This is a genomic window from Pseudomonas sp. RP-B7, assembly GCF_059803535.1.
Map to the genome: position 1 here is coordinate 23,620 of NZ_JAPFHC010000043.1, position 23,099 is coordinate 46,718.

Here is a 23,099-nt window from a genome sequence, read left to right on the forward strand (position 1 = left end):
CTACCTCAGTTTCAGGGTGGCAAGGCCGACCAACACGAGAATCACGGTGATGATCCAGAAACGGACGATCACGCGCGGCTCGGGCCAGCCCTTGAGTTCAAAGTGGTGGTGGATCGGCGCCATGCGGAACACGCGACGCCCGGTCAATTTGAAGGACGCCACCTGGATGACCACCGACAGGGTTTCCATCACGAACACACCGCCCATGATGAACAGGACGATTTCCTGGCGCACGATCACCGCGATGGTGCCCAGGGCCGCGCCCAACGCCAGTGCGCCGACGTCGCCCATGAAGACCTGTGCGGGGTAGGTGTTGAACCACAGGAAGCCCAGGCCGGCACCGATCAGCGCGCCGCAGAACACGATCAGCTCGCCCGCGCCCGGTACATACGGGATCAACAGGTATTCAGCGAATTTCACGTTACCCGACAGGTAGCAGAAGATGCCAAGCGCGCCGCCCACCATCACCGTCGGCATGATCGCCAGGCCGTCGAGGCCATCGGTGAGGTTCACCGCGTTGCTGGAGCCGACGATCACGAAATAGGTCAGCACCACGAAGCCAACGCCCAGTGGAATGCTGGCGTCCTTGAGCATCGGGATGATCAGGGTGGTTTCCACCGCACTTGGCGCGGTCATGAACAGGAAGATCGCTGCGCCCAGGCCGAACACCGACTGCCAGAAATACTTCCAGCGGCTTGGCAGCCCCTTGGAGTTTTTCTCGATCACTTTGCGGTAGTCATCGACCCAGCCAATGGCGCCGAACAACAGGGTCACCAGCAACACCGTCCACACGTAGCGGTTGTGCAGGTCAGCCCAGAGCAAGGTGCTGATGCCGATGGACGACAGGATCAGCGCACCGCCCATGGTCGGGGTGCCGGACTTGGACAGGTGCGACTGCGGGCCGTCATTACGAACCGATTGACCAATTTGCAGGTTCTGCAGGGTGCGGATCATCCACGGCCCCAGGAACAGCGACAGAGACAGCGCGGTCAGCACACCCAGAATCCCGCGCAGGGTCAGGTACTGGAAGACCGCGAAGCCTTTGTGGAACTGTTGCAGATACTCAGCCAGCAGCAGCAGCATTAATGTTTCTCCGTACTTGAGCCACACAAGGCCGCGACGACGTTTTCCATCACCGCGCTGCGCGATCCCTTGATCAAAATAGTGGTTTGTTTGTCTTGTTCAGCCGTAGCCAGCGCCTGGATCAGCTCGGCCTGGGTCGCGAAGTGCCGCGCACCGGGGCCAAAGGCGGCCACGGCGTGGGCCATGTTCGTCCCCACGGCGTACAGCGCATCGACTTTGCCAGCGGCATAGGCACCGACTTCGCGGTGGCCTTGTTCAGCCCAATCGCCCAGCTCGCCAATGTCGCCGAGCACCAGGACCTTGCGCCCGGCAAAGCCCTTCAGCAGGTCGACAGCGGCGTTGATGGAGGACGGGTTGGCGTTGTAGGTGTCATCGATCACGCGCATGCCGTTGGTGGCCAACTGCGCCACGGTGCGGCCCTTGACCGGCTGCACCGCGCCCAGGCCGGTGACGATCCCGAACAGCGACACACCCAGGGCGTGGGCGGCAGCAGCGGCGGCCAAGGCGTTGGCGACGTTGTGGTTGCCCAGCAGATTCAACTGCACCTGCTCGCTGCCTTGTGGCGTGTGCAAGGTGAAGGACGGGCAGCCACGGGCGTCGACGCAGATGTTGGAAGCGTGGAAGTCTGCCGCTGCGTTGTGCACGGCAAACGTCAGGACCTTGCGACCGGCGGCGCGTACACGCCAGGTCTCGAAGGCCTTGTCGTCCAGATTCAATACCGCAGTGCCCGCAGCATCGAGGCCTTCAAGGATTTCGCCCTTGGCTTCGACGATTTTTTCCGGGCCGCCGAACTCACCGACGTGAGCGGTGCCGGCGTTGTTGATGATCGCCACGTGGGGCTTGGTCAGCGCCACGGTGTAGGCGATTTCACCGATGCGCGACGCGCCCAGCTCAATCACCGCCGCCGTGTGTTCCGGAGCCAGTTCGAGCAGGGTCAGCGGAGCGCCGAAATCATTGTTCAGGTTGCCACGGGTGGCGAGCACCGGCCCGCGTGTGCGCAGGACACCGGCGAGCAGTTCCTTGACCGTGGTCTTGCCGCTGGAGCCGGTGATGGCTGCAACGGGTTTGTTGAAGGCGGCACGGTTCAGCGCACCCAACTGGCCGAGGGCCAGACGGGTATCGGCGACCAGCAATTGCGGCAAGGTGGAATCCGCCACTTCGCGCTGCACCAAGGCCCCCACCGCGCCTTTGGCGGCGACATCATTCAGGTAGTCGTGACCATCGAAACGCGGGCCGGCCAAGGCGACAAACAGCTGTCCCGGCTTGATGTTACGACTGTCGATGCTGACACCGTTGAAGCTGCAATCGCCCGACAGCATACGGGCCGACAGGGCCTGGGTCAGTTCGCTGAATTTCATCGCTTCAAGCATGGGCAACCTCCCAGGCGGTCAAGGCGTGATCGGCCTCGACCAGATCGGAGAAGGCATGGCGTTCGCCGTTGATTTCCTGGTAGTCCTCGTGACCTTTACCGGCCAGCACCACCACGTCGTCAGCGCTGGCGCCGGCGATCAATTGGGCGATGGCGGCGCCGCGGCCGGCAACGAAGGTGACCTTGGACGCGTCTTTGAAACCGACGCGGATGTCATCGAAAATCTGGCTCGGATCTTCGCTGCGTGGGTTGTCGTCAGTGACAAGCACGCCATCGGCCAGACGTTCGACGATCTCGGCCATCAATGGACGTTTGCCGCGATCACGATCGCCACCGCAGCCGAACAGGCACAGCAACTTGCCCTTGGCGTGAGGACGCAGGGCTACCAGGACTTTTTCCAGGGCATCCGGAGTGTGGGCGTAATCAACCACCACCAGCGGCTGCGAACCGCCACCCAAACGCTGCATGCGACCGGCCGGGCCTTCCAGCTTGGGCAGCACCCGCAGGATTTCATCCAGGGCGTAGTCCAGGCCGAGCAAAGCACCGACGGCGGCGAGGACGTTGCTCAGGTTGAAACGACCGAGCAAGGTGCTGCGCAAATGATGCTCGCCCTGGGGCGTGACCAAAGTGGCGCGCACGCCTTCGTCATTGAATTGGGCTTCACGGCAATACAGGTACGCGCTGGAATCTTCCAGGCTGTAGCTGATCAGCCGAGACTCGCGGTCCTCTGCTGCCAGTTGGCGACCGAACGCGTCGTCCAGGTTCACCACCCGGCACTTCAATTCATTCCAGGCAAACAGCTTGGCCTTGGCGGCGGCGTATGCCTCCATGGTGCCGTGGTAATCGAGGTGATCACGGGACAGGTTGGTCATCACCGCCACGTCAAATGCCAGCGCGGTCACGCGGCCCTGGTCCAGGCCGTGGGACGAGACCTCCATGGCAACGGCCTTGGCGCCGGCCTTTTTCAAGTCGGCCAAGGTCGCTTGTACGGCAATCGGGTTCGGCGTGGTATGGAGGCCGCTTTGCAGCGCACCATAAAAACCGGTGCCGAGGGTGCCGACGATGCCACAGTGCTGGCCGAGCAGGTCAAGCGCCTGGGCCACAAGCTGGGTCACGCTGGTCTTGCCGTTGGTGCCGGTGACGCCCACCAGGTTGAGGTGACGGCTCGGCTCGCCATAGAAGCGCCCGGCGATGTCCGACAGCTGCTTGGCCAGGCCCTTGACCGGAATCAACGGCACGTCGGTGATCGGCAGCACAGTGGCGCCTTCCACTTCATAGGCCACGGCCGCCGCACCGCGCTGCAAGGCATCGGCGATGTGCTCGCGACCATCGAACTTGCCGCCCGGCACCGCCAGGAACAGGTCCCCGGCGCGCACATTGCGGCTGTCCAGGCTCAACTCGCGGATCAGCAGATCACGACCGGCGTGGGCAAAAATCTTGTTCAGGCTAAGAGACATCAGCCGCGCCCTCCATTGGCTTTTACAGCAGCGGCCGGTGGTCCGGCGTTCGCTTGTTGGGTCGGCGGCAGGTTGTCCGGGGTGATGTTCATCAGGCGCAGGGTGCCGGACATCACTTTGCTGAACACCGGCGCCGATACCAGGCCACCGAAGTAGCCGGCTTTACTCGGTTCGTCGATCACTACGACGATGGCGTAGCGTGGATCGCTCATCGGGCCGAAGCCGGCGAACAGCGAACGGTAGGAGTTCTCGGCGTAGCCCTTGGTGCCCACCGAGGTTTTACGCGCAGTACCGGACTTGCCGCCCACGTGGTACGCCGGCACCTGGGCACGGAATACGCCGCGCGGTGCTTCGATCACTTGTTGCAGCATGCCCTGCATGGTCTTGGCGACGTTTTCCGGGATAACCTGGGTGGCTTTCGGCGCTTCGTCGACGTGGATCAGGCTCAGTGGAACCATGCGACCATTGTTGGCCAATACCGAGAAGGCGTGGGCCAGCTGGATCGCGGTCACCGACAGGCCGTAGCCGTAGGAGAGCGTTGCTGTCTCGGCTTTCTTCCAGTCGCGATAGTTCGGCAGGTTGCCTACGCGCTCGCCCGGGAAGTCGAGGCCGGTGGGTTGACCCAGGCCGATCTTCTGCGCCAGGTGGTAGATGGTTTCGCCGCCAATATCGAAGGCGACCTTACTCATGCCCACGTTACTGGAGTTGATCAGGATACCTGTCAGATCCAGCACCGGGCCTTCGGTACGGGACACGTCACGGATGGTGTATTTGCCCAACTGCAAGGTGCCCGGATAGACCTCGACCTTGTCGCTGGGCTTCCAGCGTCCGGTTTCGAGGGCGGCACTCATGGAGATGGCTTTCATGGTCGAACCCGGCTCGAACACGTCGATCATGGCGCGGTTGCGCATCATCGCCGGTTGCAGGTTGCGACGGTTGTTCGGGTTGTAGGTCGGCTGGTTGACCATGGCGAGGATCTCGCCGGTCTTCACGTCCATGATCACCAGGCTGCCGGCCTTGGCGCCGTTCTCGATGATCGCGTTACGCAGCTCGCGGTTGGCCAGATACTGCAGACGCAGGTCAATCGACAACGCCAAGGGCTTACCGGCCTTGGCGTTTTTGGTGACCTGGACATCCTTGATCAGTCTGCCGCGCCGATCCTTGATGACTTGTCGTTTGCCGGGAACCCCGGCCAGCCATTCATCGTAGGCCAACTCCACGCCTTCGCGGCCGTGGTCATCGATGTCGGTAAAGCCAACCATGTGGGCGGTGGTTTCACCGGCCGGGTAAAAACGCCGGAACTCCTCGATGCCGTAGACACCGGGAACCTTGAGGTCGAGCACTTGCTGGCCTTGTTCGGGGGTCAGGCCGCGAACAAGGTAGATGAACTCTTTGTTGGCCTGGGCTTCGAGGCGCTCGGAGAGGGCCTTCGGGTCCTGGCCCAAGGCGGCGGCAAGCTGCGGCCACTTTTCCTTGGCGGTTTGCAGTTCCTTGGCGTTGGCCCACAGGGTGGTCACCGGCGTACTGACGGCCAGGGGCTCGCCGTTACGGTCAGTGATCAGGCCGCGGTGCGCAGGGATCGGGATATGCCGCAGGCTGCGGGCATCGCCCTGGCCGATCAGGAAGTCACGATCGATCACTTGCAGGTCGATGATCCGCCAGGCGATCGCGCCCACCATCAATGCCAGCAAGCCGAGCATCAGGCGGAAGCGCCAGGGGTAGAGTGCGCCTTCGAGCTTCATCATGGCGCCACCATGCGGACTTCGGCCGCGCCGGGGATGTGCATTTTCAGCTGTTCAGTGGCCAGCACTTCGATACGGCTGTGGGCCGTCCAGGTGCTTTGCTCCAGGATCAGTCGCCCCCACTCGGCCTGCGCCTTGTCACGCACACTCAACTCCCCGTACAGGGTGTTGAGCAATTGACGGTTGAAGTGGGCACTGTAGGACACCGCAATCGCGGACACCAGCACGCCGACGTACAACAGCATCATGAAGAAGCTGCCGCCCGGGAGGGGCTTGGCGAAAAGCTTGCTCAACGCAGCTTCTCCGCGACACGCATGACGGCGCTGCGCGAACGTGGGTTGGCCTTCAGTTCGGCTTCGGAAGCGAATTGCGCTTTGCCATGGATCTTGATTTTCGGCACGAAGGCTTCGAAACGTACCGGCAGGTTGCGCGGCAGGTTGTCGGACTCACCCTTGACCAGACGGCGCATGAACAATTTGACGATGCGGTCTTCCAGGGAGTGGAAGCTGATCACCACCAGGCGACCGCCCACTTCCAAGGCATCCAGCGCGGCTTCGAGGCCCGCTTCCAGATCGCCCAATTCGTTGTTGACGTGAATGCGCAGGCCCTGGAACGCACGGGTGGCCGGGTTCTTGCCCTTCTCCCACGCCGGGTTGGCGACTTTCAGCACTTCAGCCAGGTCGGCGGTGCGCTCGAACGGCTGGATTTCGCGGCGCTCGACCACGGCACGGGCCATGCGGCCGGCGAAGCGCTCTTCGCCGTATTCCTTGAATACACGGGTGATTTCTTCGTGGGAAGCGGTGGCGATGAACTCGGCCGCACTGATGCCCCGGGTAGGGTCCATGCGCATGTCGAGCGGGCCGTCGTTCATGAAGCTGAAGCCACGCTCGGGATCATCGAGCTGTGGCGAGGACACGCCCAGGTCGAGCAAAACCCCGGCCACTTTGCCCGCCATGCCGCGCTCGGCGACTTCGGCACCCAGCTCGGCAAAGCTGCGCTGCACAACGACAAAGCGGCCGTCTTCGGCCGCTAGCGCTTGCCCGGTGGCAATCGCTTGGGGGTCCTTGTCGAATCCGAGGAGCTTTCCGTCGGACCCAAGCTGGCTGAGTATCAAGCGGCTATGCCCGCCCCTGCCGAACGTGCCATCCAGATAGCAACCATCCGCGCGCACAGCGAGAGCCTCAACGGCTTCGTCAAGCAATACGGTGATGTGGTTAAAGCCGCTATCAATAGTCACAAGATCAAATCACGCAGTTCATCAGGCATGGCGCCCGGTTGTTGAATAGCAGCCAGGTCAGCTGCAGAAACAGCATCCCAGGCATCTTCGTCCCACAATTGGAACTTGTTCAGTTGGCCGACCAGCATTGCGCGCTTATCCAGCTTGGCGTACTCGCGCAAACGCGGCGGTACCAGGAAGCGACCACTGCCGTCGAGCTCGAGGTCGACGGCATTACCAATCAGCAAACGCTGCAGGCGACGGTTTTCTTCACGCAATGAAGGAAGAGCGCGCAATTTGGTTTCAATCAACTCCCACTCATCGAGGGGGTAAACACATAAACAAGGGTCAACGGCATCGATCGTGATGATCAACTGTCCAGAACTTCGCGAAATGAGCTCGTCACGATACCGGCTCGGCATGGCGAGACGGCCTTTTGCATCGAGACTGATAGCGTTAGCTCCGCGAAACACAGATGCGTTTCTCCAAATTTTAGCGTTTTACGTTCAAAAAACCCACTTTGTGCCACTTTCCGCCACTTGCGCACACTATAGGAATGCGCCCACCACACCGTCAAGGCGCGGATTCAAGGAAAAGCCTTACAGAACGGAGATTTAGGAGCGTAAAAGGAGGAGAAACGAGAGTTTGGCGAAGTTTTTGACCCAGCAAGCACAAACAGCTCAAAGAGCTATCGCTCAAAGTTAAAGTGATTTATTAAGAGTAAGATTTTTTTGGTATTACGAAGATGCATCTGCCAATGATTCGGCAGGGAGGGATTCTTGCGTTACTACCGGTTTTCTGCACGAGATTCGGACAGAAGGAAAAAGGTGGAGAGTCGATCTGTAAGCCGGGTTCTGTCTTGAACAGTCATTCGTCTACGATGGCCATCACTGGACATCTTTAGCAACCTACCCGGTCCCAGCGCGGGCCACGCCTTGGGACCCTATTTGGTCTTGCTCCAAGTGGGGTTTACCTAGCCACGAACTGTTGCCAGTCGTGCGGTGCGCTCTTACCGCACCTTTTCACCCTTACCGGCACCGAAGCGCTTAGGCGGTTATTTTCTGTGGCACTTTCCGTAGGCTCACGCCTCCCAGGCATTACCTGGCACTTCGCCCTATGGAGCCCGGACTTTCCTCCCCCCCCTAATTTCCATAGAGGGCAGCGACTGTCCAATCGACTCTCCGCCGCGCAGGTTAACGGCACGGCGGACTTAGGACAAGTAATAAAAGTTCAGAATTGCCATCACGTTCAGACGGAATACAGCTTTGGCCCCGGAACTATTCGGCTTTCTGTTTATCCAGCGCAACTTGATACAACACATTCTTGCGCACGCCGGTAATTTCCGCCGCCAACGCTGCCGCACGCTTGAGGGGCATTTCCTTGAGCAGTAGGTCGAGAATGCGCATGGCCTCGCTGTTTACCGCATCTTCACTCTCCGGCGCCGTCCAGCCCGCCACGAGCACCACACACTCGCCGCGCTGCTGGTTGCTGTCGCCTTCGACAAATGCGCGCAGCTCTTCCAGCGGCAGGCCCTTGAGGGTTTCGAAGGTCTTGGTCAGCTCGCGGGCCAGCAGTGCCAGGCGCTCGCCACCGAACACCAATTCCATATCCTGCAAACATTCAAGAATGCGGTGAGGGGCCTCATAGAAGATCAGCGTACGCGGCTCTTCCTTCAACGCTTGCAGGCGCGCACGCCGCCCCACGGCCTTGGCCGGCAGGAAACCTTCAAAAATAAAGCGGTCCGACGGCAGGCCTGCAGCCGACAATGCTGCAATCAGTGCGCAAGCCCCCGGAACAGGCACTACATTGATACCAGCGGCCCTTGCCTGACGCACCAGATGGTAGCCAGGGTCGGAAATCAGCGGCGTGCCCGCGTCGGAGATCAGCGCCACGTCATCACCGGCCAGCAAGCGCACGATAAAGCGGCTGCCTTCTTCCCGCTCGTTGTGTTCGTGACAGGCCGCTAATGGCGTGCTGATACCAAAATGCTGCATCAAGCGCTGGGAGTGCCGCGTATCTTCCGCCGCGATCAATTTAACCTCGCGCAACACTTTCAGCGCCCGAGCGCTGATGTCGTCCAGGTTGCCAATGGGCGTCGCCACCACAAAAAGCGAGCCAGCAGTGGAATTCAAAGGACCTGGAGCAGTCAAAACGCACACCTCGATGGTTGGCAAAAGCCGCATTGTAACGCGTAGACGCCTTGAAAATATGCCATCACGGCCGATGCCTTTTCAGCCAATGATGGCCACCAGCAACATTTGCACGACCTAATTCGACGGTTTCACGCCAGTAACATCGCGCCTGGGCCAGTGCTTGGGTACAATTCCACGCTAATTTGATCGGTATCAGGAACACTTACATGATCGCTTGCCTGCGGCTGCTCTCCGCCCTCTGCCTCGCTGCCCTGTTGGCCGCTTGCGCCAGCTCGCCCTCGTCCAGCCTTGGCGACCTCCCACGGACCCCGGACGCCAGTATCGAGCAACTGCTCGAACAGGCCACCTCCGCCAAGACGCCAGAAAAGGCCGCTTTGCTGCGCCTGAGTGCGGCAGACATGGCTTACCACCAAAACAATCCAGGCCGCTCGTCGCAGATTCTTGCGCAGGTGCCCCTGGACGTCCTGAAACCAGCCGCGCAAGTATTTGCCAGCACCCTGGCTGCCGAACTGGCCATGGCGCGCAACCAGCCCAAGGCGGCGTTGACCGCCCTGAGCCACCCAAGCCTGCAAAACCTGAAGGACCTGCCGCCCGAACAACAGCTGCGCACCGGCAGCGTGCACGCCCGCGCCTATGAAGCCGATGGCCAGACGCTGGCCGCCGCCCGCGAACGCGTGGCCATGGCCCCACTGCTCAGCGGTGATGCAGCCAAAAACAACCACGAAGCCATCTGGACCTTGATTGCTGCAGTGCCTGCCGACCAACTGCAAGCCAGCGGCAACCCAACGCTCGACGGCTGGATCACCCTGGCCCAAGCGGTCAAAGGTGCCGGCACCCTGGAGCAACAACAAGCCGCCATCGACACCTGGCGCGCGCAGAACCCAAGCCACCCGGCAGCCGTACAACTGCCGTTGCCACTGACCAAGCTCAAGGAACTGGCCAGCCAGCCCCTGAACAAGATCGCCCTGTTGCTGCCGCAGGAAGGCCCGCTGGCCTCCGTCGGCAAAGCGCTGCGTGAAGGTTTCATGGCGGCGCACTACCAGGCTCAGCAGGCCGGGCAGAAGCCGCCGGTCATCGAGTTCTTTGACAGCTCGCGCCTGACCTCCATCGACGACTTCTACGCCAAGGCCCAGGCTGCCGGCGTGCAACTGGTGGTCGGCCCGCTGGAAAAACCGCTGGTCAAACAGCTGAGCGCACGCCCGCAACTGCCGATCACCACCCTGGCACTGAACTACAGCGAGGCCGACCAGAACCCGGCGCAACTGTTCCAGTTCGGCCTGGCCGCTGAAGATGAAGCCCGTGAAGTCTCGCGTCGTGCCCGCGCCGACGGTTTGCATCGTGCGGCCGCCATGGTGCCGCGTGGTGAATGGGGTGAGCGTGTCTACAAGGCCTTCCGCCAGGATTGGGAAGCCAACGGCGGTACCGTTGTCGGCGTGGAATACGTCGACCAGCCGGTCGCCCTGGCCCAGCAAATCGCCGACCTGTTCCAACTGCGCAAAAGCGAAGGCCGCGCCAAGAGCCTGCAAAACACGGTCGGCACTGACGTAGCAGCGCAACCTTCGCGCCGTCAGGACATCGAGTTCATCTTCCTGGCCGTGACCCCGCAGTTGGCCCAGCAGATCAAGCCGACCCTGAACTTCCAGTACGCCGGTGATGTACCGGTGTATGCGACCTCCCACGTATTCAGTGCCAGCGGTGACAAGAACCAATACCTGGACATGACCAACGTGATGTTCTGCGAAACCCCTTGGTTGCTCAACAGCACCGACCCGCTGCGCAATCAGGTGGCTGCGCAGTGGCCGCAAGCCAATGGTAGCCTTGGCCGCCTGTACGCGATGGGCGTTGACGCCTACCGCCTGGCGCCACGCCTGGGCCAACTCAAGGCACTGCCGGACACTCGTATTGATGGTCTCTCTGGCAACCTGGGCATCAGTGCCAGCCAGCGTGTTGATCGCCAGATGCCATGGGCCAAGTTTGTTGGCGGCGACATCCAGCGCCTGCCCGACACCCCGCGCTGATGCCCGAGCGGTCCAGCGCACAAAGCGGCAAGGACGCCGAACTGCAAGCTCTGAAACACTTGCAACAGCAGGGTCTGCGCCTTCTGGCGCAGAACTGGTTGTGTAAACGCGGTGAGCTTGATCTGGTCATGCTTGACGGCGATACAGTAGTATTCGTCGAAGTCCGCTACAGAAAACACGCACAATGGGGTGGCGCGCTCGCCAGTATCGACGGGCGCAAGCGTCAGAAGCTGATACTCGCCGCGCAGTTTTTCCTGCAGAAAGAGCATCGCTGGGCCGACGCCCCCTGCCGTTTCGATGTGGTTGCCATTGAACGCACACCGTCTGGTCAGGCTGATCTGAACTGGCTCAAAGATGCCTTCGACAGCTGATTCGCCGGACATCTTCACCACACACTTTTGCTCTTTGCTTTGCGGGCTGCACATTCCTGTGCCAAACAGCCGCGCTACTTAAGGTCACACAGATGGACATGCAATCCCGAATTCGCCAGCTTTTCCAGGCCAGCATCGACACCAAGCAACAGGCGATGGACGTACTTGCACCGCACATCGAGCAAGCCAGTCAGGTCATGGTCAACGCGTTGCTCAACGAGGGCAAAATGCTTTCGTGCGGCAACGGCGGTTCGGCCGGCGATGCCCAGCATTTCTCGTCCGAACTGCTCAACCGCTTCGAACGCGAGCGTCCGAGCTTGCCGGCCATCGCCCTGACCACCGATTCGTCGACAATCACCTCGATTGCCAACGACTACAGCTACAACGAAATCTTCTCCAAGCAGATCCGCGCCCTGGGCCAACCTGGCGATGTGCTGCTGGCGATTTCCACCAGCGGCAACTCGGCAAACATTATTCAAGCGATCCAGGCCGCACATGATCGCGAAATGATTGTCGTAGCATTGACCGGGCGCGATGGCGGCGGCATGGCTTCGCTATTGTTGCCGGAGGACGTGGAGATCCGCGTTCCAGCCAATGTCACCGCACGTATCCAGGAAGTCCATCTGCTGGCGATCCACTGCCTATGCGATCTGATCGACAGCCAATTGTTTGGGAGTGAAGAATGACCGTTAACCGCCTCAGCCTATTGGCCATCACGCTGTGCATCGCTATCAGCGGCTGCAGCACGGCAATCACTGCAACACGTGACACCCCGATCCAGGATGACAAGGGCACCCGCACCTTCGGCAGCAAGATCGACGACTCGCTGATCGAAACCAAGGTTGAGGTCAACATCGCCAAGGCCGCTACCGACTTGGGCAACGGTGCGTCGCGCATCGTCGTCACCAGCTTCAACGGTGTGGTCCTGCTGGCCGGCCAGACTCCGCGTGCCGACCTCAAGGCCCAGGCTGAACAGGCCGCCTCAGCGGTGCAGCGTGTGAAGAAGGTGCACAACGAACTGCAGGTCATGGACCCGATCACCCTGCTGGCCATCAGCAATGACGCGCTGCTGACCACCAAGATCAAGGCACAGATGCTGACCGATAACGCGATTCCTGGCTCGCGTATCAAAGTCGTCACCGACAACGGCATCGTCTACCTGATGGGCCTGCTGACCCAGGCCGAAGCCACCCGTGCAGCCAACCTGGTGCAGGGTGTGTCCGGTGTGCAGAAGATCGTGAAAGTGTTCGAATACATCGACTGATCCAACCGTCAGCCACAAAAAAGGGCGCCGTGCATTGACTGCACGGCGCCCTTTTTTATGGTCCTGTGTGTTACTGGTACTGCGAGTACGGGTTGCCTTGGAACTGATTGTTCTGTTGTGGCGCTTGTTGCTGGGCGCCCGGCTGGCCATATTGCTGACCTGGGATCGGGCCAAGGTTGACCTCTACTCGACGGTTCTGGGCACGGCCGTTGACGTCGGCGTTGCTGGCAATCGGGTTATCCGGACCGGCGCCACGTACACTCAGGTTGGCCGAACTCACACCCTGGGAAGTCAGGTAGTTGGCCACGCTCTGTGCACGACGCTGGGACAGGTCCATATTCAACTGGCGGCTGCCGGTGCTGTCGGTGTAGCCGACGATCTGGATGGTGTTCTGATTGAACTGCTTGAGGGAGTTGGCCAGGTTGTTCAGCGGCTGGTAGAAGCTGCTGGAGATCGCGTCCGAGTTGGTGGCGAACGTAATGTTGCCCGGCATGATCAGCTTGATCTGGTCACCCTGGCGCTGCACTTCGACCCCGGTATTGGCCATGCTTTCACGCAGCTTCTTCTCTTGCTGGTCGGCGTAGTAGCCATAGCCCGCAGCACCGGCACCGGCAACCACCGCACCGATCAGCGCACCCTTGCCGCGGTTGTTGTGGTCGATGGCCGCACCGGCCAATGCACCGGCCAGGGCACCCAGGCCACCGTACTTGGCGGTCTTGCTCATACCGCCGGAATCATTGCTGGCCTGTCCTTGGCTGCTGCCGTCGTAAGGGTTAGGCGTAGCGCAGCCCGACAACAGGGCTACGACGGTGGCGACAACAAGCAGACGACGCGAAGTGAACATGAAGGAGGCTCCTACTTTTGCATTCTATGGTGCAAAGGACATTGGCAATGGACCTGTGCCGAGTTTGGAACGCGACAAACAGCAAAAATTCCGTGGCCGCGCGCCGACCAGTAACAAAAGATTCGGAACCAAGACTGCTATAGAAACCGTAGCAGACCTACGCTGAACGCGACCTGAGTTTTTGCTACAACGGTTATCGGTTATAGAACAGCCCCACTCCTCCTAAGCCCGTACAAACGGGTTCTCCCGCATCTCATCCCCCAGCCGGGTATCCGGCCCGTGCCCTGCCACCACCGTTGCGCCCTCATCCAGGGTATACAGGCGCTGCTTGATCGAGCGCACGATGGTCGCCTGGTCCCCGCCCCACAAGTCCGTACGTCCCACGCCACGCCGAAACAGCGTATCGCCGGCAATCAGCAACTTGGCATCGGCAAACCAGAAGCTCATCGAACCCGGCGTGTGCCCTGGCGTATGCAACGCCACACCGCAACCGCAGGCCAACTCTTCGTCATGTTCCAGCCAGCGATCCGGAGCCGGCACTGGAGTGTAGGGCACGCGAAACATCTGACACTGCATCTCAAGATTGTCCCACAGGAACTGGTCTTCCTTGTGCAGGTGCAAGGTGGCACCGGTCTTCTCCTTCAATTGGCCGGACGCCAGGAAGTGATCAAGGTGAGCATGGGTGTGGATGATGCTCACCACCTTGAGACCCAGCGCATCCAGGCGCGCGAGGATCAACTCATGGTTGCCGCCCGGATCGACCACGATGGCTTTTTTGCTGATGGGATCGCCGATGATGGTGCAGTTGCATTGCAGGGGGCCGACGGGAAAGGTTTCGCGGATGAGTGTCGGCTTGGCGGTGTCCATGGGCGGTCCTCTAGTGCAAACGAAATGTCGCTTTCGGGCGAATATCGCCAGAACAATTGCACTATTAAAACAGACTGGCGGTCACTCGCTAACCAATCAATCGCAACTCCTGCGCCCGCGCCACCGCCTGCGTGCGGCGCTCCACCCCCAGCTTGCTGTTGATATGACTCGCGTGGGTCTTGACCGTGTGCAACGAGATAAACAGCCGATTGCTGATCTCCTGGTTCGAGCAGCCTTCGGCGATCAGTTGCAGCACCGCCAGCTCCCGTGCACTGAGGGTTTCCTGCAGGGGTGCAGCCTCCACCACCACAATCGCCGGCAACAGCGCCAGCAGGCTCTGGTTCAGCAAGCCATGGGCGTCCTGGCCCAACTGTTCGCGCATCCAATCGGGGTGGTTTTCCAGTAAGCGCTGGAACGGCTGCAGCGCGCCACCTGCGCCCGCCTCCAGGGCCTGGGCCACAACCACACGGGCCTTGGCTTCGTGACCACCGTCCAGCAGCAATTGCGCCAACTGGGTCAGGGCCATCAGCGCAATCATCTGGCGTCCGCTGTTCCGGGCTTGCTGCGCCAGTTCTTCGAGACGTTGCAGGGCGGCAGCGGGTTGATGACGCGTGGCCTCCAGCGCGGCCTGCTGCAGGCCGATATGTTGCGGCAGGTGTGGATGAAATTCCGGTGCGGCCGCGGCGTGCTCACCATTGTAGGTTTGCCCCAAGCGGTTCAACCACGCATCCGCCAGGTCGGTGCGGCCTTGGGCCAGCCAGAGTTCGCACTTGATCAGGGTGATCATCGCCAAGTAGTAAATCGGCGGCACGTCCCAGATATGCATCAAGCGCTCGGCCTCGGCCAGTTCGGCAAACGCCTTGGAGAAATCATTGCGCCGCCCCTCAAAGCTGGCGATCACGCAGTGCCCGATCAACACGCTTATATCGCGGCAGGCGCGAGCCTCCACCAGCCCTGCGCGCAAACGGGCAATGCCCGCATCGGGCTGGTAGCGCACCAACAACAGGTAGCCTTCATAGAGCGACAGCCGCGCGCGCACTGCGTACAACCGCTCGGGCGCCAAGCCATGCAAGCGTTGCAGGCCCTGACGCACTTCATCCAACGAACGCAGAATCTCGCCCCGGGCCTGTAGGACGCGTGCGCGGTCATAGTGGGCCAAGGCTTCAAATAGCGGGTTGCCGACACGTTGCGCCAACTCCAGGGATTCACGGTTCAAGCCACGGGCACGCCACAAATCGGCGTCGACGATGGCCAGGTTGGAGAGTGTCGACAGGCACATCAAGCGCTGGCCGTAGCGTCGCTGCGGCAGACTTTCCAACGCTTCACTGCAATAGCGCTGGGTCAATTCACGATTGCCCCGCCCGCGCGCGATAACGCCACTGAGCGCCAACCACTGGGCCAGCATCGACTTTTGCGCGGTGGCGGAAGGCGCCGGCAGAAAGCGGCTGAGGTAGCCGGATAATTCCTCCGCGGCATCCAATTGGCAGGCCAGGCCCAGGGCCCAGCTATACAGCACGATCAGGCGTGGCGTGCTGATCAACAGGCTATCCGGCAAGTCCATCTTCCAGCGCAGCAACATGCCGACATTTTGCTCGGCCAGCAGTTGCTCCTCCGAAAGGTTCTGCACCAGATTGGCGGCCACATCCAGATGGCCGGCGCGCAACGCCTGCTCCACCGCTTCATCGATCAAACCCTGGGCATTGAACCAGCGGCACGCGCGCAGGTGCAGGCTGGCCGTCGGCAAGACGTTGCTGCTTTCGCGCCGGGACCGCAACAAATCGGAGAACAAATGGTGGTAGCGATACCAGTGGCCCTGATCATCCAGTGGCACCAGGAACACTTGATGGGCTTGCAGGTAACGCAGGTTCTCCGCGCTGTCGTGGGCTTCGCGTACGGCGTCGCACAGCTCGCTGCAAAAACGTTCCATGGGGGCGGTGTCAAACAAGAAGGCCTGCACATCGGCCGGCAGGCAGTCGATCACCTCCTCCAGCAAATAATCGCGGATCAGCCCTTCGCCGCCATGCAGGTTTTGCGGCAACGCGCCTTCATTGCCCGCTTCGGAAGCGGCCAGCAACCAGAAGCGCAGGCCGGCGACCCACCCCTCACTGCGGCGGATCAGGTTGTCGAGAGCTTCACCGCGCAATGAGCTGCTATGACGATCCAGTACGGCAAGGGACTCGGCATGGGTCAGGCGCAGGTCTTGCTCATGCAGTTCCAGCAGGTGCCGGGACAGGCGCAGACGTGCCAGATGCCAGTCCGGGCGCTGGCGACTGGTGACCAATACCACCAGGCCATCAGGCAAATGGTTGAGGAAAAACTGCAGACAACGGTCGAGCACCGGCCCCTGGGCCAAATGGTAGTCATCCAGTACCAGCAATAGCGGTGCGCGGGTGGATAGATGCACCGTCAGTTCGTCGAGCAAGCCGTCGAGCCATTCTTCAAACGCAAAGGGTTGGTGACGCTGGCGCATTTTCAGCAGCCCCAGGGATTGGGCGCCGAGTTGCGGGAAGTACTGCTGCAAACCGTCGAGCAGGCGCTCGAGGAAACGTCCGGGGTCGCTGTCCCGTGGGCTCAAGCCCAGCCACAGGCTTTGCCAGTGGGCCGGCAGGCTCTGGCAGAACTCCACCGCCAACGAACTCTTGCCAAACCCGGCGGGTGCGCTGACCAGCAACAGTCGCCCGTCCAGCCCGGCGGTCAGCCGTTCGCACAGCCGCGGTCGCAGCACGTAGCCGTCAGGCAGGGGTGGCCTGTAGAAGCGACCTTCCAGGGTCGGGATTACCGCACTGGCAGGCCCTTGGATTCGGGACAGATCAGTCATCGCCGGGCTCTTGTAGAAGGCTGTTGTCGGCATTGCAGATGTCCGCAGACTAGCGGTAAAAGCGGCGGGATTGTAGATCTTTGCAACATTTGCCTGAAAAAGAACTGAGACAAAAAATGTGAGAGGGGGCTTGCTCCCGATAGAGGCGGGTCAGTCAACCGATGAATTGACTGGCCTGCCGCCATCGGGGGCAAGCCCCCTCCCACATGGGCAATCGCTAGGGCTTAGCGAACACCGTCCTGACGCAACGCCGCCGGGGTGAAGTCGCTGGTAGTAGCGGTGAAGCCGAAGTTATACGCCTGCTTCTCTTCGTTCTTCATACCCAGCGCCAGGTAGCGACCCGACTGCAGGTCGTAGAGGGTTTCCACGGCATACCACGGCACTTGCTTGTCGTAGTAGTTCTCGGCGTGGGCCTCGGCGACGCGCCACAGTTGGCCGCGACCGTCGTAGTGGTCAATCACCGCCGCTTGCCAGGTATCTTCGTCAATGAAGAAGTCACGCTTGGCGTAGATGTGGCGCTGGCCTTCCTTCAAGGTCGCGACCACGTGCCAGACGCGGCGCAGCTCATAGCGGGCCAAGTCCTGGTTGATGTGGCCAGCCTTGATGATGTCGGCGTACTTGAGCTTCGGATCGTCGAGCTTGTAGCTGTTGGAGGCGATGTAGATTTCCTTCTTGCCCTCCAGCTTCCAGTCGTAGCGGTCCGGTGCACCGTTGTACATGTCGAGGTTGTCTGAGGTACGCAGGCCATCGGCAGCAGTACCCGGGCCGTCATAGGACACCTGCGGCGCCCGGCGCACACGGCGCTGGCCGGCGTTGTAGACCCACGCCGAACGCGGTTCCTTCACCTGGTCCAGGGTTTCATGCACCAGCAGCACACCACCGGCCAGACGTGCCGGGGCAGTCACTTCCTGCTTGAAGTAGAACAGCACGTTGCCCGGGTTTTTCGGGTCGAAGTCCTTCATCTTGTCGCGGAAAACGAACTGGTCCTTGAAGTACACCAGGCTGAACGAACCGTTGGTTTGCGGTGTGGCCTGGGTGACCAGACGCGTCACACTGCCGCCACGATAGCGGGTGATGTGGTTCCAGATCACTTCCACGCCGCTTTTCGGGATCGGGAACGGCACGGCAGTTTCGAAGTTCTCCAGGCCGTTGCCGCCAGACACCAGGTTGGTGGTGGTGGCGTTCTTCTTGATGGAGGCGAACACCTCAGCCGGCACCGTGGCACCGCGGTGGGTCGGGTAGACCGGCATCTTGAAGCTGTCCGGGTAACGCTTGAACATTGCGTATTGGCCCGGTGCCAGCTTGTCTTTGTACTGTTCGACGTTCTGCGCGGTGATGGTGAATTGCGGTTGCTCACTGGCGTAAGGGTTGGCCAGGAAACCACGGGCATCTACAGCGCCGGCGTTGGTCGGCAATGGCGACCACTTGGGAATGGTGCCCGCCGCGTTACCGGCCATTTCGGCGCCCATCGGGGTCAGGCTCGTGCCCAGCTTGGCGGCTTCATCCGCCGAGACTGCCGCCATGACGTTGCTCGCCAGGATCGACAGCCCAAGCACACCCACGTGCAACAGACTTTTAGTTATTTTCATGTTCTGGTTCTTCCTGAAATACGGTCGCTTAGAAGTTCATGCCGAAGCTGAGCGCAACAAAATCCCGGTCGTCCACCGTGGTGTACTTGCCATCAAAGAAGTTGGTGTACGACAGGCCTGCGGTGTAGGTGTTCTGGTATTCCGCGTCCAGGCCAAGGCTGACGGCCTTGCGGCCTTCTTCGAAGTTGCCACCTGGACCAGGGGAATAGCCGCTCACATCATGGGACCACGCGACGCTAGGCTTGAGGTTGATCCCTGCAAAGACGCTGTTGTAATCCCAGATGGCGCGGGCGCGATAACCCCAGGAGTTGGCGGTGGTGAAGCCGTCGTTTTCGCAGTAGCGCGACAGGTTGTTCTGCGCAGCGCCAGTCAGGGTGCCAGCGTTCAAGGTCTGGCACGTACCATTTGGCAGTGGGCCAGGGCCGTAGCTAGGATCGCGGCCGTAACGGGCCTTGGAGGTTTTTTCCAGGCCACCGACGTGAGTGAAGCCAACTTCACCGACAACCGTCAGTCGCTCAGCCCCCATCACCTGATCGAAAAAGTGAGTGAACGTGGTTTGCAGTTGGGTGATTTCCTTACGGCGATAGCCAGGTTGGTCCTGGTCCGCCTTGCCTTGCAGCACCGAGTAGTTGGCCGCTGCCGGGTTGACCGCGGCCAAAGGCGTCAGCCCGGAATACAGAATGTCCGTAGTGTTCAACTGCACCGGTGCATTCGGACGGTAGCTGATTTCACCACTCCACGCGGTGCCGGTAGGCAACGTCGTAGAGAAGCTGAGGCCGTACAGGCGGATGTCCTCAGGGTATTCAACGTAGTAACTCGAGTTGCCGGCAACCACGAACGGCAACAGCGATGGCGCGATCGCGCTGGCTTGTCCCAAGGTCAACCCTTGGCCCATCAATGACCCAACCAGGTTCGCAGGGCTGTACTTGCTCGCCGCCGCCCCTCGTCCGCTGAAGATCGGTGCGCGGCTGTGGTAGTTCATGAAGTAAGCGCCGAACTCGGTATCCAGCGGCTCGAACATGTAGTGGGCGGCGAAACCAAACTGGCCGCTGTCGCGCGCATCACGGTCAGGACCACGGCGAACAATGGCGCCCTCATCCGGCGAGCCGAAGTTCACACCCTGGGCCGCCAGCGCACCGAACGCCGCATTCCGGAACGGCGCCGGCAAGGCGTTGGACAAGCCTTGACGGGTTCGCAGTACCGCAAGGTTATTGTCGCAACCGTCGGCGATCACATCAGGCTGCGAGAAGAATGTCCCACAGTTGTCGACAACGGTCTGGTCCCACTCCAACTGGTAGAAACCGTCTACCGACAGGTTGTCCGTTACGCTTTGCGACAGATAAAACATGTTGACCGGAATCAGGCCTTCCTTGATCTCGGCGCCCGGACGACGGAACGCAGACACGTCGATCGGGTTGATGGAGTTGATGCCACCCCCAATGAAGGTACTTTCACCCCAGCTGACCACCTGCTTGCCGAAACGCACCGAGCCCGGCAAATCGGCAATGTTGTAGTTGTGGTAGATGAAGGCGTCGAGGATCTGCGCGCCGGAGGATTTGGCGCCCTCTTTGCGATTGCTGTCGCTGATGTCCTTGAACGGACGACTTTCATCCTTGAGTTCAAAGTCGTACCAGTACTTGCCACGCACGAACACACCGGTATCGCCGTACTTCAGTTCCAGGTCATGGATGCCCTTGAAGATCTTCGAGAACGTCTCACCACGCTTGAAGTTCAGGTGCCCATCGTCAGAGGTCTGCGAGAGACCGTGCCCACCGTTGTTGGCACCGATCAAGTTCTTGTTGGCCTTTTCCGTCGACCAACTGGCCCCCACGGAAAGAGACGAGTCAAAACTCCCTTCGACTTCACCGATATTGAAACTGACGCCGAATGCGGGCCCGGCGAGCGTAGAGGCGAGACTGACGGCCAGGGGCAGTCTTGCCCGGCGCCAGAACTGGTTTACTGAGGTCATCGACGCTACTCCATGTGCATTATTGTTATGGCAGAGAGTTCATTCTGTGATGCGTGTAACGGCCGGAATACAACGATTCCAATGCCGCTCGGCAACTGAGCCCCCATGGCCCAAAGCGGAACATCCTTGAAAAACTCTGGAAGGGACTATAGCCAGCGGGGGGGTAGTGCTTGATCCCTCTAAAGTGTGATTTGCATCACCGACCCGTCTGCCACAACCCTTTCGCCATGTCGGCGAAGGCCGACGCGGCAAGGATGGCTGAAAATCGGCAAATCACAAGTAGAGGCGCAAGATAGAGCATTGCCGTGCCCGGGCGGGCACGGCGAGGGGCGTCAGAGGGTGGACAGGAACGTGCTGTTGTTGGCCTGCCATTCAATGATGTCGATGCGGATACGTTTCTTGTCGAGCTTGCCGACGCTGGTCTTGGGAATTTCCGTAACAACGGCGATCTGACTCGGAATCGCCCACTTGCTCAGGTGGCCCAACTCCACGAACGGCTTGAGGTGTTCCTTGAGCTCACGGGCCCCTATCACATGGCCATCACGCACCACCAGCAAGGCGAACGGACGCTCACCCCACTGCGGATCGGCGATGCCCACCACCGCTACTTCGCGTACCGCCGGGTGACGGCTGACCAGATCTTCGAGGGCCAGGGAGGAGACCCATTCGCCGCCGGTCTTGATCACGTCCTTGATGCGATCACGAATATCGATCACCCCAAACGCATCCAGCGTGGCCACGTCACCGGTGTGCATCCAGCCGCCTTCCCACAGCTCGGCGCCCTTCTGCGGCTCGTTGTAATAGCCTTCGGTCAGCCATGGCGCACGCAGCACCAGCTCGCCTTGGGACTCGCCATCGGCAGGCAGGAAGTTGCCTTCGCTGTCGATGATCGCCGCGTCTACTAACGGCCCGGGCACGCCGGCCTTGATGCGGTAGGTGGTGCGTTCGTCCTCGCTGCCGGCCATCAGTTCTTCGTTGAGGTGGGCACACGATACCAACGGCCCGGTCTCGGACATGCCGTACGCAGCCGTCAGTTGAATCCCACGAGCCTTGGCAGCTTCGTACAGCGTACGGTTGAGCGCGCTACCACCGATGACGATTTTCCAGCCGCCAAAATCCACGCCCTGTGCAGCATTGGCGTTGAGCAGCATTTGCAGGATGGTTGGCACGCAATGGGAAAAAGTGACTTTCTCCTTGCGCCACAACTCCACCAGAAACTCCGGATCGTAGCGGCCGGGATAGACCTGCTTGAGGCCCAGCATGGTCGCCACATACGGCAGGCCCCACGCATGAACGTGGAACATCGGCGTGATCGGCATGTACACATCGTTGGTGCCCAACAGGCGCACGCTGTCGACGCTGCCCATGATGGTCGCCACACCGATGGTGTGCAGCACCAGTTGGCGATGGGTGAAGTACACGCCCTTGGGGTTGCCGGTGGTGCCGGTGGTGTAGAAGGTGGTCGCGACGGAATTTTCGTCGAAATCCTGGAAGTCGTATTTCGGGCTGGCGGCGGCCAACAGGGTTTCGTACTCGCCCACGAGGTCTGGCAGCTCGGCGGTTTTCGATTCACCGTCGGTGAGCAGCAAGGTCTTGTCGACCGTCGTCAATTGCCCGGCGATGGCTTGGTAAAGCCCCACGAACTCACTGTTGACCAGCACAAAGCGGTCCTCGGCGTGATTCATGGTGTAGAGAATCTGTTCCGGCGACAGACGCACGTTGATGGTGTGGATCACCGCGCCAATCATCGGGATGGCAAACATGCACTCCAGGTAGCGATGGCTGTCCCAGTCCATCACCGCCACGGTGTCACCGGCCTTTACCCCGGCTTCGGTCAACACATTGGCCAGGCGCGCGACGCGCTCGATCAAGGTCGGATAGGTGTAGCGCAACTTGTCACGGTAGACGATTTCCCGGGTTTTCTCGTAACGGGTCCCGGACATCAACAGGCGCTTGATCAACAGCGGATATTGGTAGGCGCCTTCGGCGGGGGGGATAACACGGGTCTGCAACATAGGAATCCCTTTTATGACTGCACGGTCTTGGCTGGAAGTTCTGCACTGTAGAGCGCTTATGTTTCAGCCAAATCAGCCAAAGGAATGATTTGCAGGAGGGGATAGACGCTGGCTTTTAGCCACTGCTCTGCCATTTTCTGTTACTTCTCTTTGAATCAAAGGATCAGGAAGCCCCCCTCACCAGAAAGCGAACTTTCCGACACCCCTTACCGATAACAACTCTTTACGCTCCGGACTCTCAACGCACTCAGGAGTAAAGGGATGACTTCCAGCGTACTACCGAGCCCATTTTTCGATCACAGCCGTCACGTGCTGTGGGTTCGT

At 60.6% G+C, this 23,099-nt stretch carries 18 protein-coding genes and 1 other RNA gene; 4 read left to right on the forward strand and 15 right to left on the reverse strand.

From position 1 onward, the window contains the following. From mraY to rsmI, 9 genes are all read right to left on the reverse strand, one after another. Positions 1–1,083 carry a phospho-N-acetylmuramoyl-pentapeptide-transferase gene (gene mraY, locus OPU96_RS26435; protein WP_017738698.1) on the reverse strand — a complete coding sequence of 361 codons (1,083 nt, stop codon included), beginning with the start codon at positions 1,081–1,083 and terminating at the stop codon, positions 1–3. Beyond that, the gene (locus tag OPU96_RS26440; RefSeq protein ID WP_498559980.1) at positions 1,083–2,453 is read right to left on the reverse strand and encodes a UDP-N-acetylmuramoyl-tripeptide--D-alanyl-D-alanine ligase; all 1,371 of its coding nucleotides are present in this window, start codon (positions 2,451–2,453) and stop codon (positions 1,083–1,085) included. Before OPU96_RS26440 ends, mraY begins: the two co-directional genes overlap by 1 nt. After that, positions 2,446–3,909 carry a UDP-N-acetylmuramoyl-L-alanyl-D-glutamate--2,6-diaminopimelate ligase gene (locus tag OPU96_RS26445; protein WP_192297624.1) on the reverse strand — a complete coding sequence of 488 codons (1,464 nt, stop codon included), beginning with the start codon at positions 3,907–3,909 and terminating at the stop codon, positions 2,446–2,448. Before OPU96_RS26445 ends, OPU96_RS26440 begins: the two co-directional genes overlap by 8 nt. Beyond that, positions 3,909–5,651 (reverse strand): peptidoglycan D,D-transpeptidase FtsI family protein, encoded by a 1,743-nt coding sequence (locus tag OPU96_RS26450; RefSeq protein WP_192297833.1) that lies wholly within the window; start codon positions 5,649–5,651, stop codon positions 3,909–3,911. Before OPU96_RS26450 ends, OPU96_RS26445 begins: the two co-directional genes overlap by 1 nt. Beyond that, positions 5,651–5,944 carry a cell division protein FtsL gene (ftsL, locus tag OPU96_RS26455; RefSeq protein ID WP_105520838.1) on the reverse strand — a complete coding sequence of 98 codons (294 nt, stop codon included), beginning with the start codon at positions 5,942–5,944 and terminating at the stop codon, positions 5,651–5,653. Before ftsL ends, OPU96_RS26450 begins: the two co-directional genes overlap by 1 nt. Continuing rightward, positions 5,941–6,888 carry a 16S rRNA (cytosine(1402)-N(4))-methyltransferase RsmH gene (gene rsmH, locus OPU96_RS26460; RefSeq protein ID WP_370694884.1) on the reverse strand — a complete coding sequence of 316 codons (948 nt, stop codon included), beginning with the start codon at positions 6,886–6,888 and terminating at the stop codon, positions 5,941–5,943. The genes ftsL and rsmH overlap by 4 nt, the downstream gene beginning before the upstream one ends. Next, the gene (gene mraZ, locus OPU96_RS26465) at positions 6,885–7,340 is read right to left on the reverse strand and encodes a division/cell wall cluster transcriptional repressor MraZ (RefSeq protein ID WP_003171868.1); all 456 of its coding nucleotides are present in this window, start codon (positions 7,338–7,340) and stop codon (positions 6,885–6,887) included. The genes rsmH and mraZ overlap by 4 nt, the downstream gene beginning before the upstream one ends. A 354-nt stretch (positions 7,341–7,694) precedes the next feature. After that, an RNA gene (gene rnpB / locus OPU96_RS26470) (RNase P RNA component class A) lies at positions 7,695–8,048 on the reverse strand. 96 nt (positions 8,049–8,144) lie between these two features. Beyond that, positions 8,145–9,050, reverse strand: coding sequence for a 16S rRNA (cytidine(1402)-2'-O)-methyltransferase (gene rsmI / locus OPU96_RS26475; protein WP_192297626.1), 906 nt, complete (start codon positions 9,048–9,050; stop codon positions 8,145–8,147). 176 nt (positions 9,051–9,226) lie between these two features. Between rsmI and OPU96_RS26480 the strand changes: the two genes are divergently transcribed. The 4 genes from OPU96_RS26480 (at position 9,227) to OPU96_RS26495 (ending at position 12,673) form a co-directional block, all read left to right on the forward strand. After that, positions 9,227–11,038, forward strand: coding sequence for a penicillin-binding protein activator (locus OPU96_RS26480; protein ID WP_226457717.1), 1,812 nt, complete (start codon positions 9,227–9,229; stop codon positions 11,036–11,038). After that, positions 11,038–11,409: a YraN family protein gene (locus tag OPU96_RS26485; RefSeq protein WP_226457716.1), complete on the forward strand. Its 372-nt coding sequence runs from the start codon at positions 11,038–11,040 to the stop codon at positions 11,407–11,409. The genes OPU96_RS26480 and OPU96_RS26485 overlap by 1 nt, the downstream gene beginning before the upstream one ends. A 92-nt stretch (positions 11,410–11,501) precedes the next feature. Beyond that, positions 11,502–12,095, forward strand: a complete 594-nt coding sequence (locus OPU96_RS26490; RefSeq protein ID WP_007904374.1) for a phosphoheptose isomerase — start codon at positions 11,502–11,504, stop codon at positions 12,093–12,095. Continuing rightward, a complete protein-coding gene (locus OPU96_RS26495; RefSeq protein ID WP_226457715.1) occupies positions 12,092–12,673 on the forward strand; it encodes a BON domain-containing protein in 582 nt (193 codons plus the stop codon). The genes OPU96_RS26490 and OPU96_RS26495 overlap by 4 nt, the downstream gene beginning before the upstream one ends. A 70-nt stretch (positions 12,674–12,743) precedes the next feature. On the opposite strand, the gene OPU96_RS26500 is transcribed toward OPU96_RS26495, so the two are convergent. From OPU96_RS26500 to OPU96_RS26525, 6 genes are all read right to left on the reverse strand, one after another. Next, on the reverse strand, positions 12,744–13,517 hold the full coding sequence (locus OPU96_RS26500; RefSeq protein WP_192297633.1) for a YiaD family glycine zipper/OmpA-like lipoprotein: 774 nt from the start codon (positions 13,515–13,517) through the stop codon (positions 12,744–12,746). 222 nt (positions 13,518–13,739) lie between these two features. Further along, positions 13,740–14,384, reverse strand: a complete 645-nt coding sequence (locus tag OPU96_RS26505; protein ID WP_192297635.1) for an MBL fold metallo-hydrolase — start codon at positions 14,382–14,384, stop codon at positions 13,740–13,742. A gap of 88 nt (positions 14,385–14,472) precedes the next feature. Beyond that, positions 14,473–17,202: a winged helix-turn-helix domain-containing protein gene (locus OPU96_RS26510; RefSeq protein WP_305392081.1), complete on the reverse strand. Its 2,730-nt coding sequence runs from the start codon at positions 17,200–17,202 to the stop codon at positions 14,473–14,475. Positions 17,203–17,426: 224 nt separating this feature from the next. Beyond that, on the reverse strand, positions 17,427–18,791 hold the full coding sequence (locus tag OPU96_RS26515; protein WP_226457711.1) for a DUF1329 domain-containing protein: 1,365 nt from the start codon (positions 18,789–18,791) through the stop codon (positions 17,427–17,429). 28 nt (positions 18,792–18,819) lie between these two features. Then, on the reverse strand, positions 18,820–20,760 hold the full coding sequence (locus tag OPU96_RS26520) for a DUF1302 domain-containing protein (protein WP_498559981.1): 1,941 nt from the start codon (positions 20,758–20,760) through the stop codon (positions 18,820–18,822). A 332-nt stretch (positions 20,761–21,092) separates the two neighbouring features. Continuing rightward, a complete protein-coding gene (locus tag OPU96_RS26525; RefSeq protein ID WP_498559982.1) occupies positions 21,093–22,775 on the reverse strand; it encodes a fatty acid--CoA ligase in 1,683 nt (560 codons plus the stop codon). Positions 22,776–23,099: the final 324 nt, after the last annotated feature.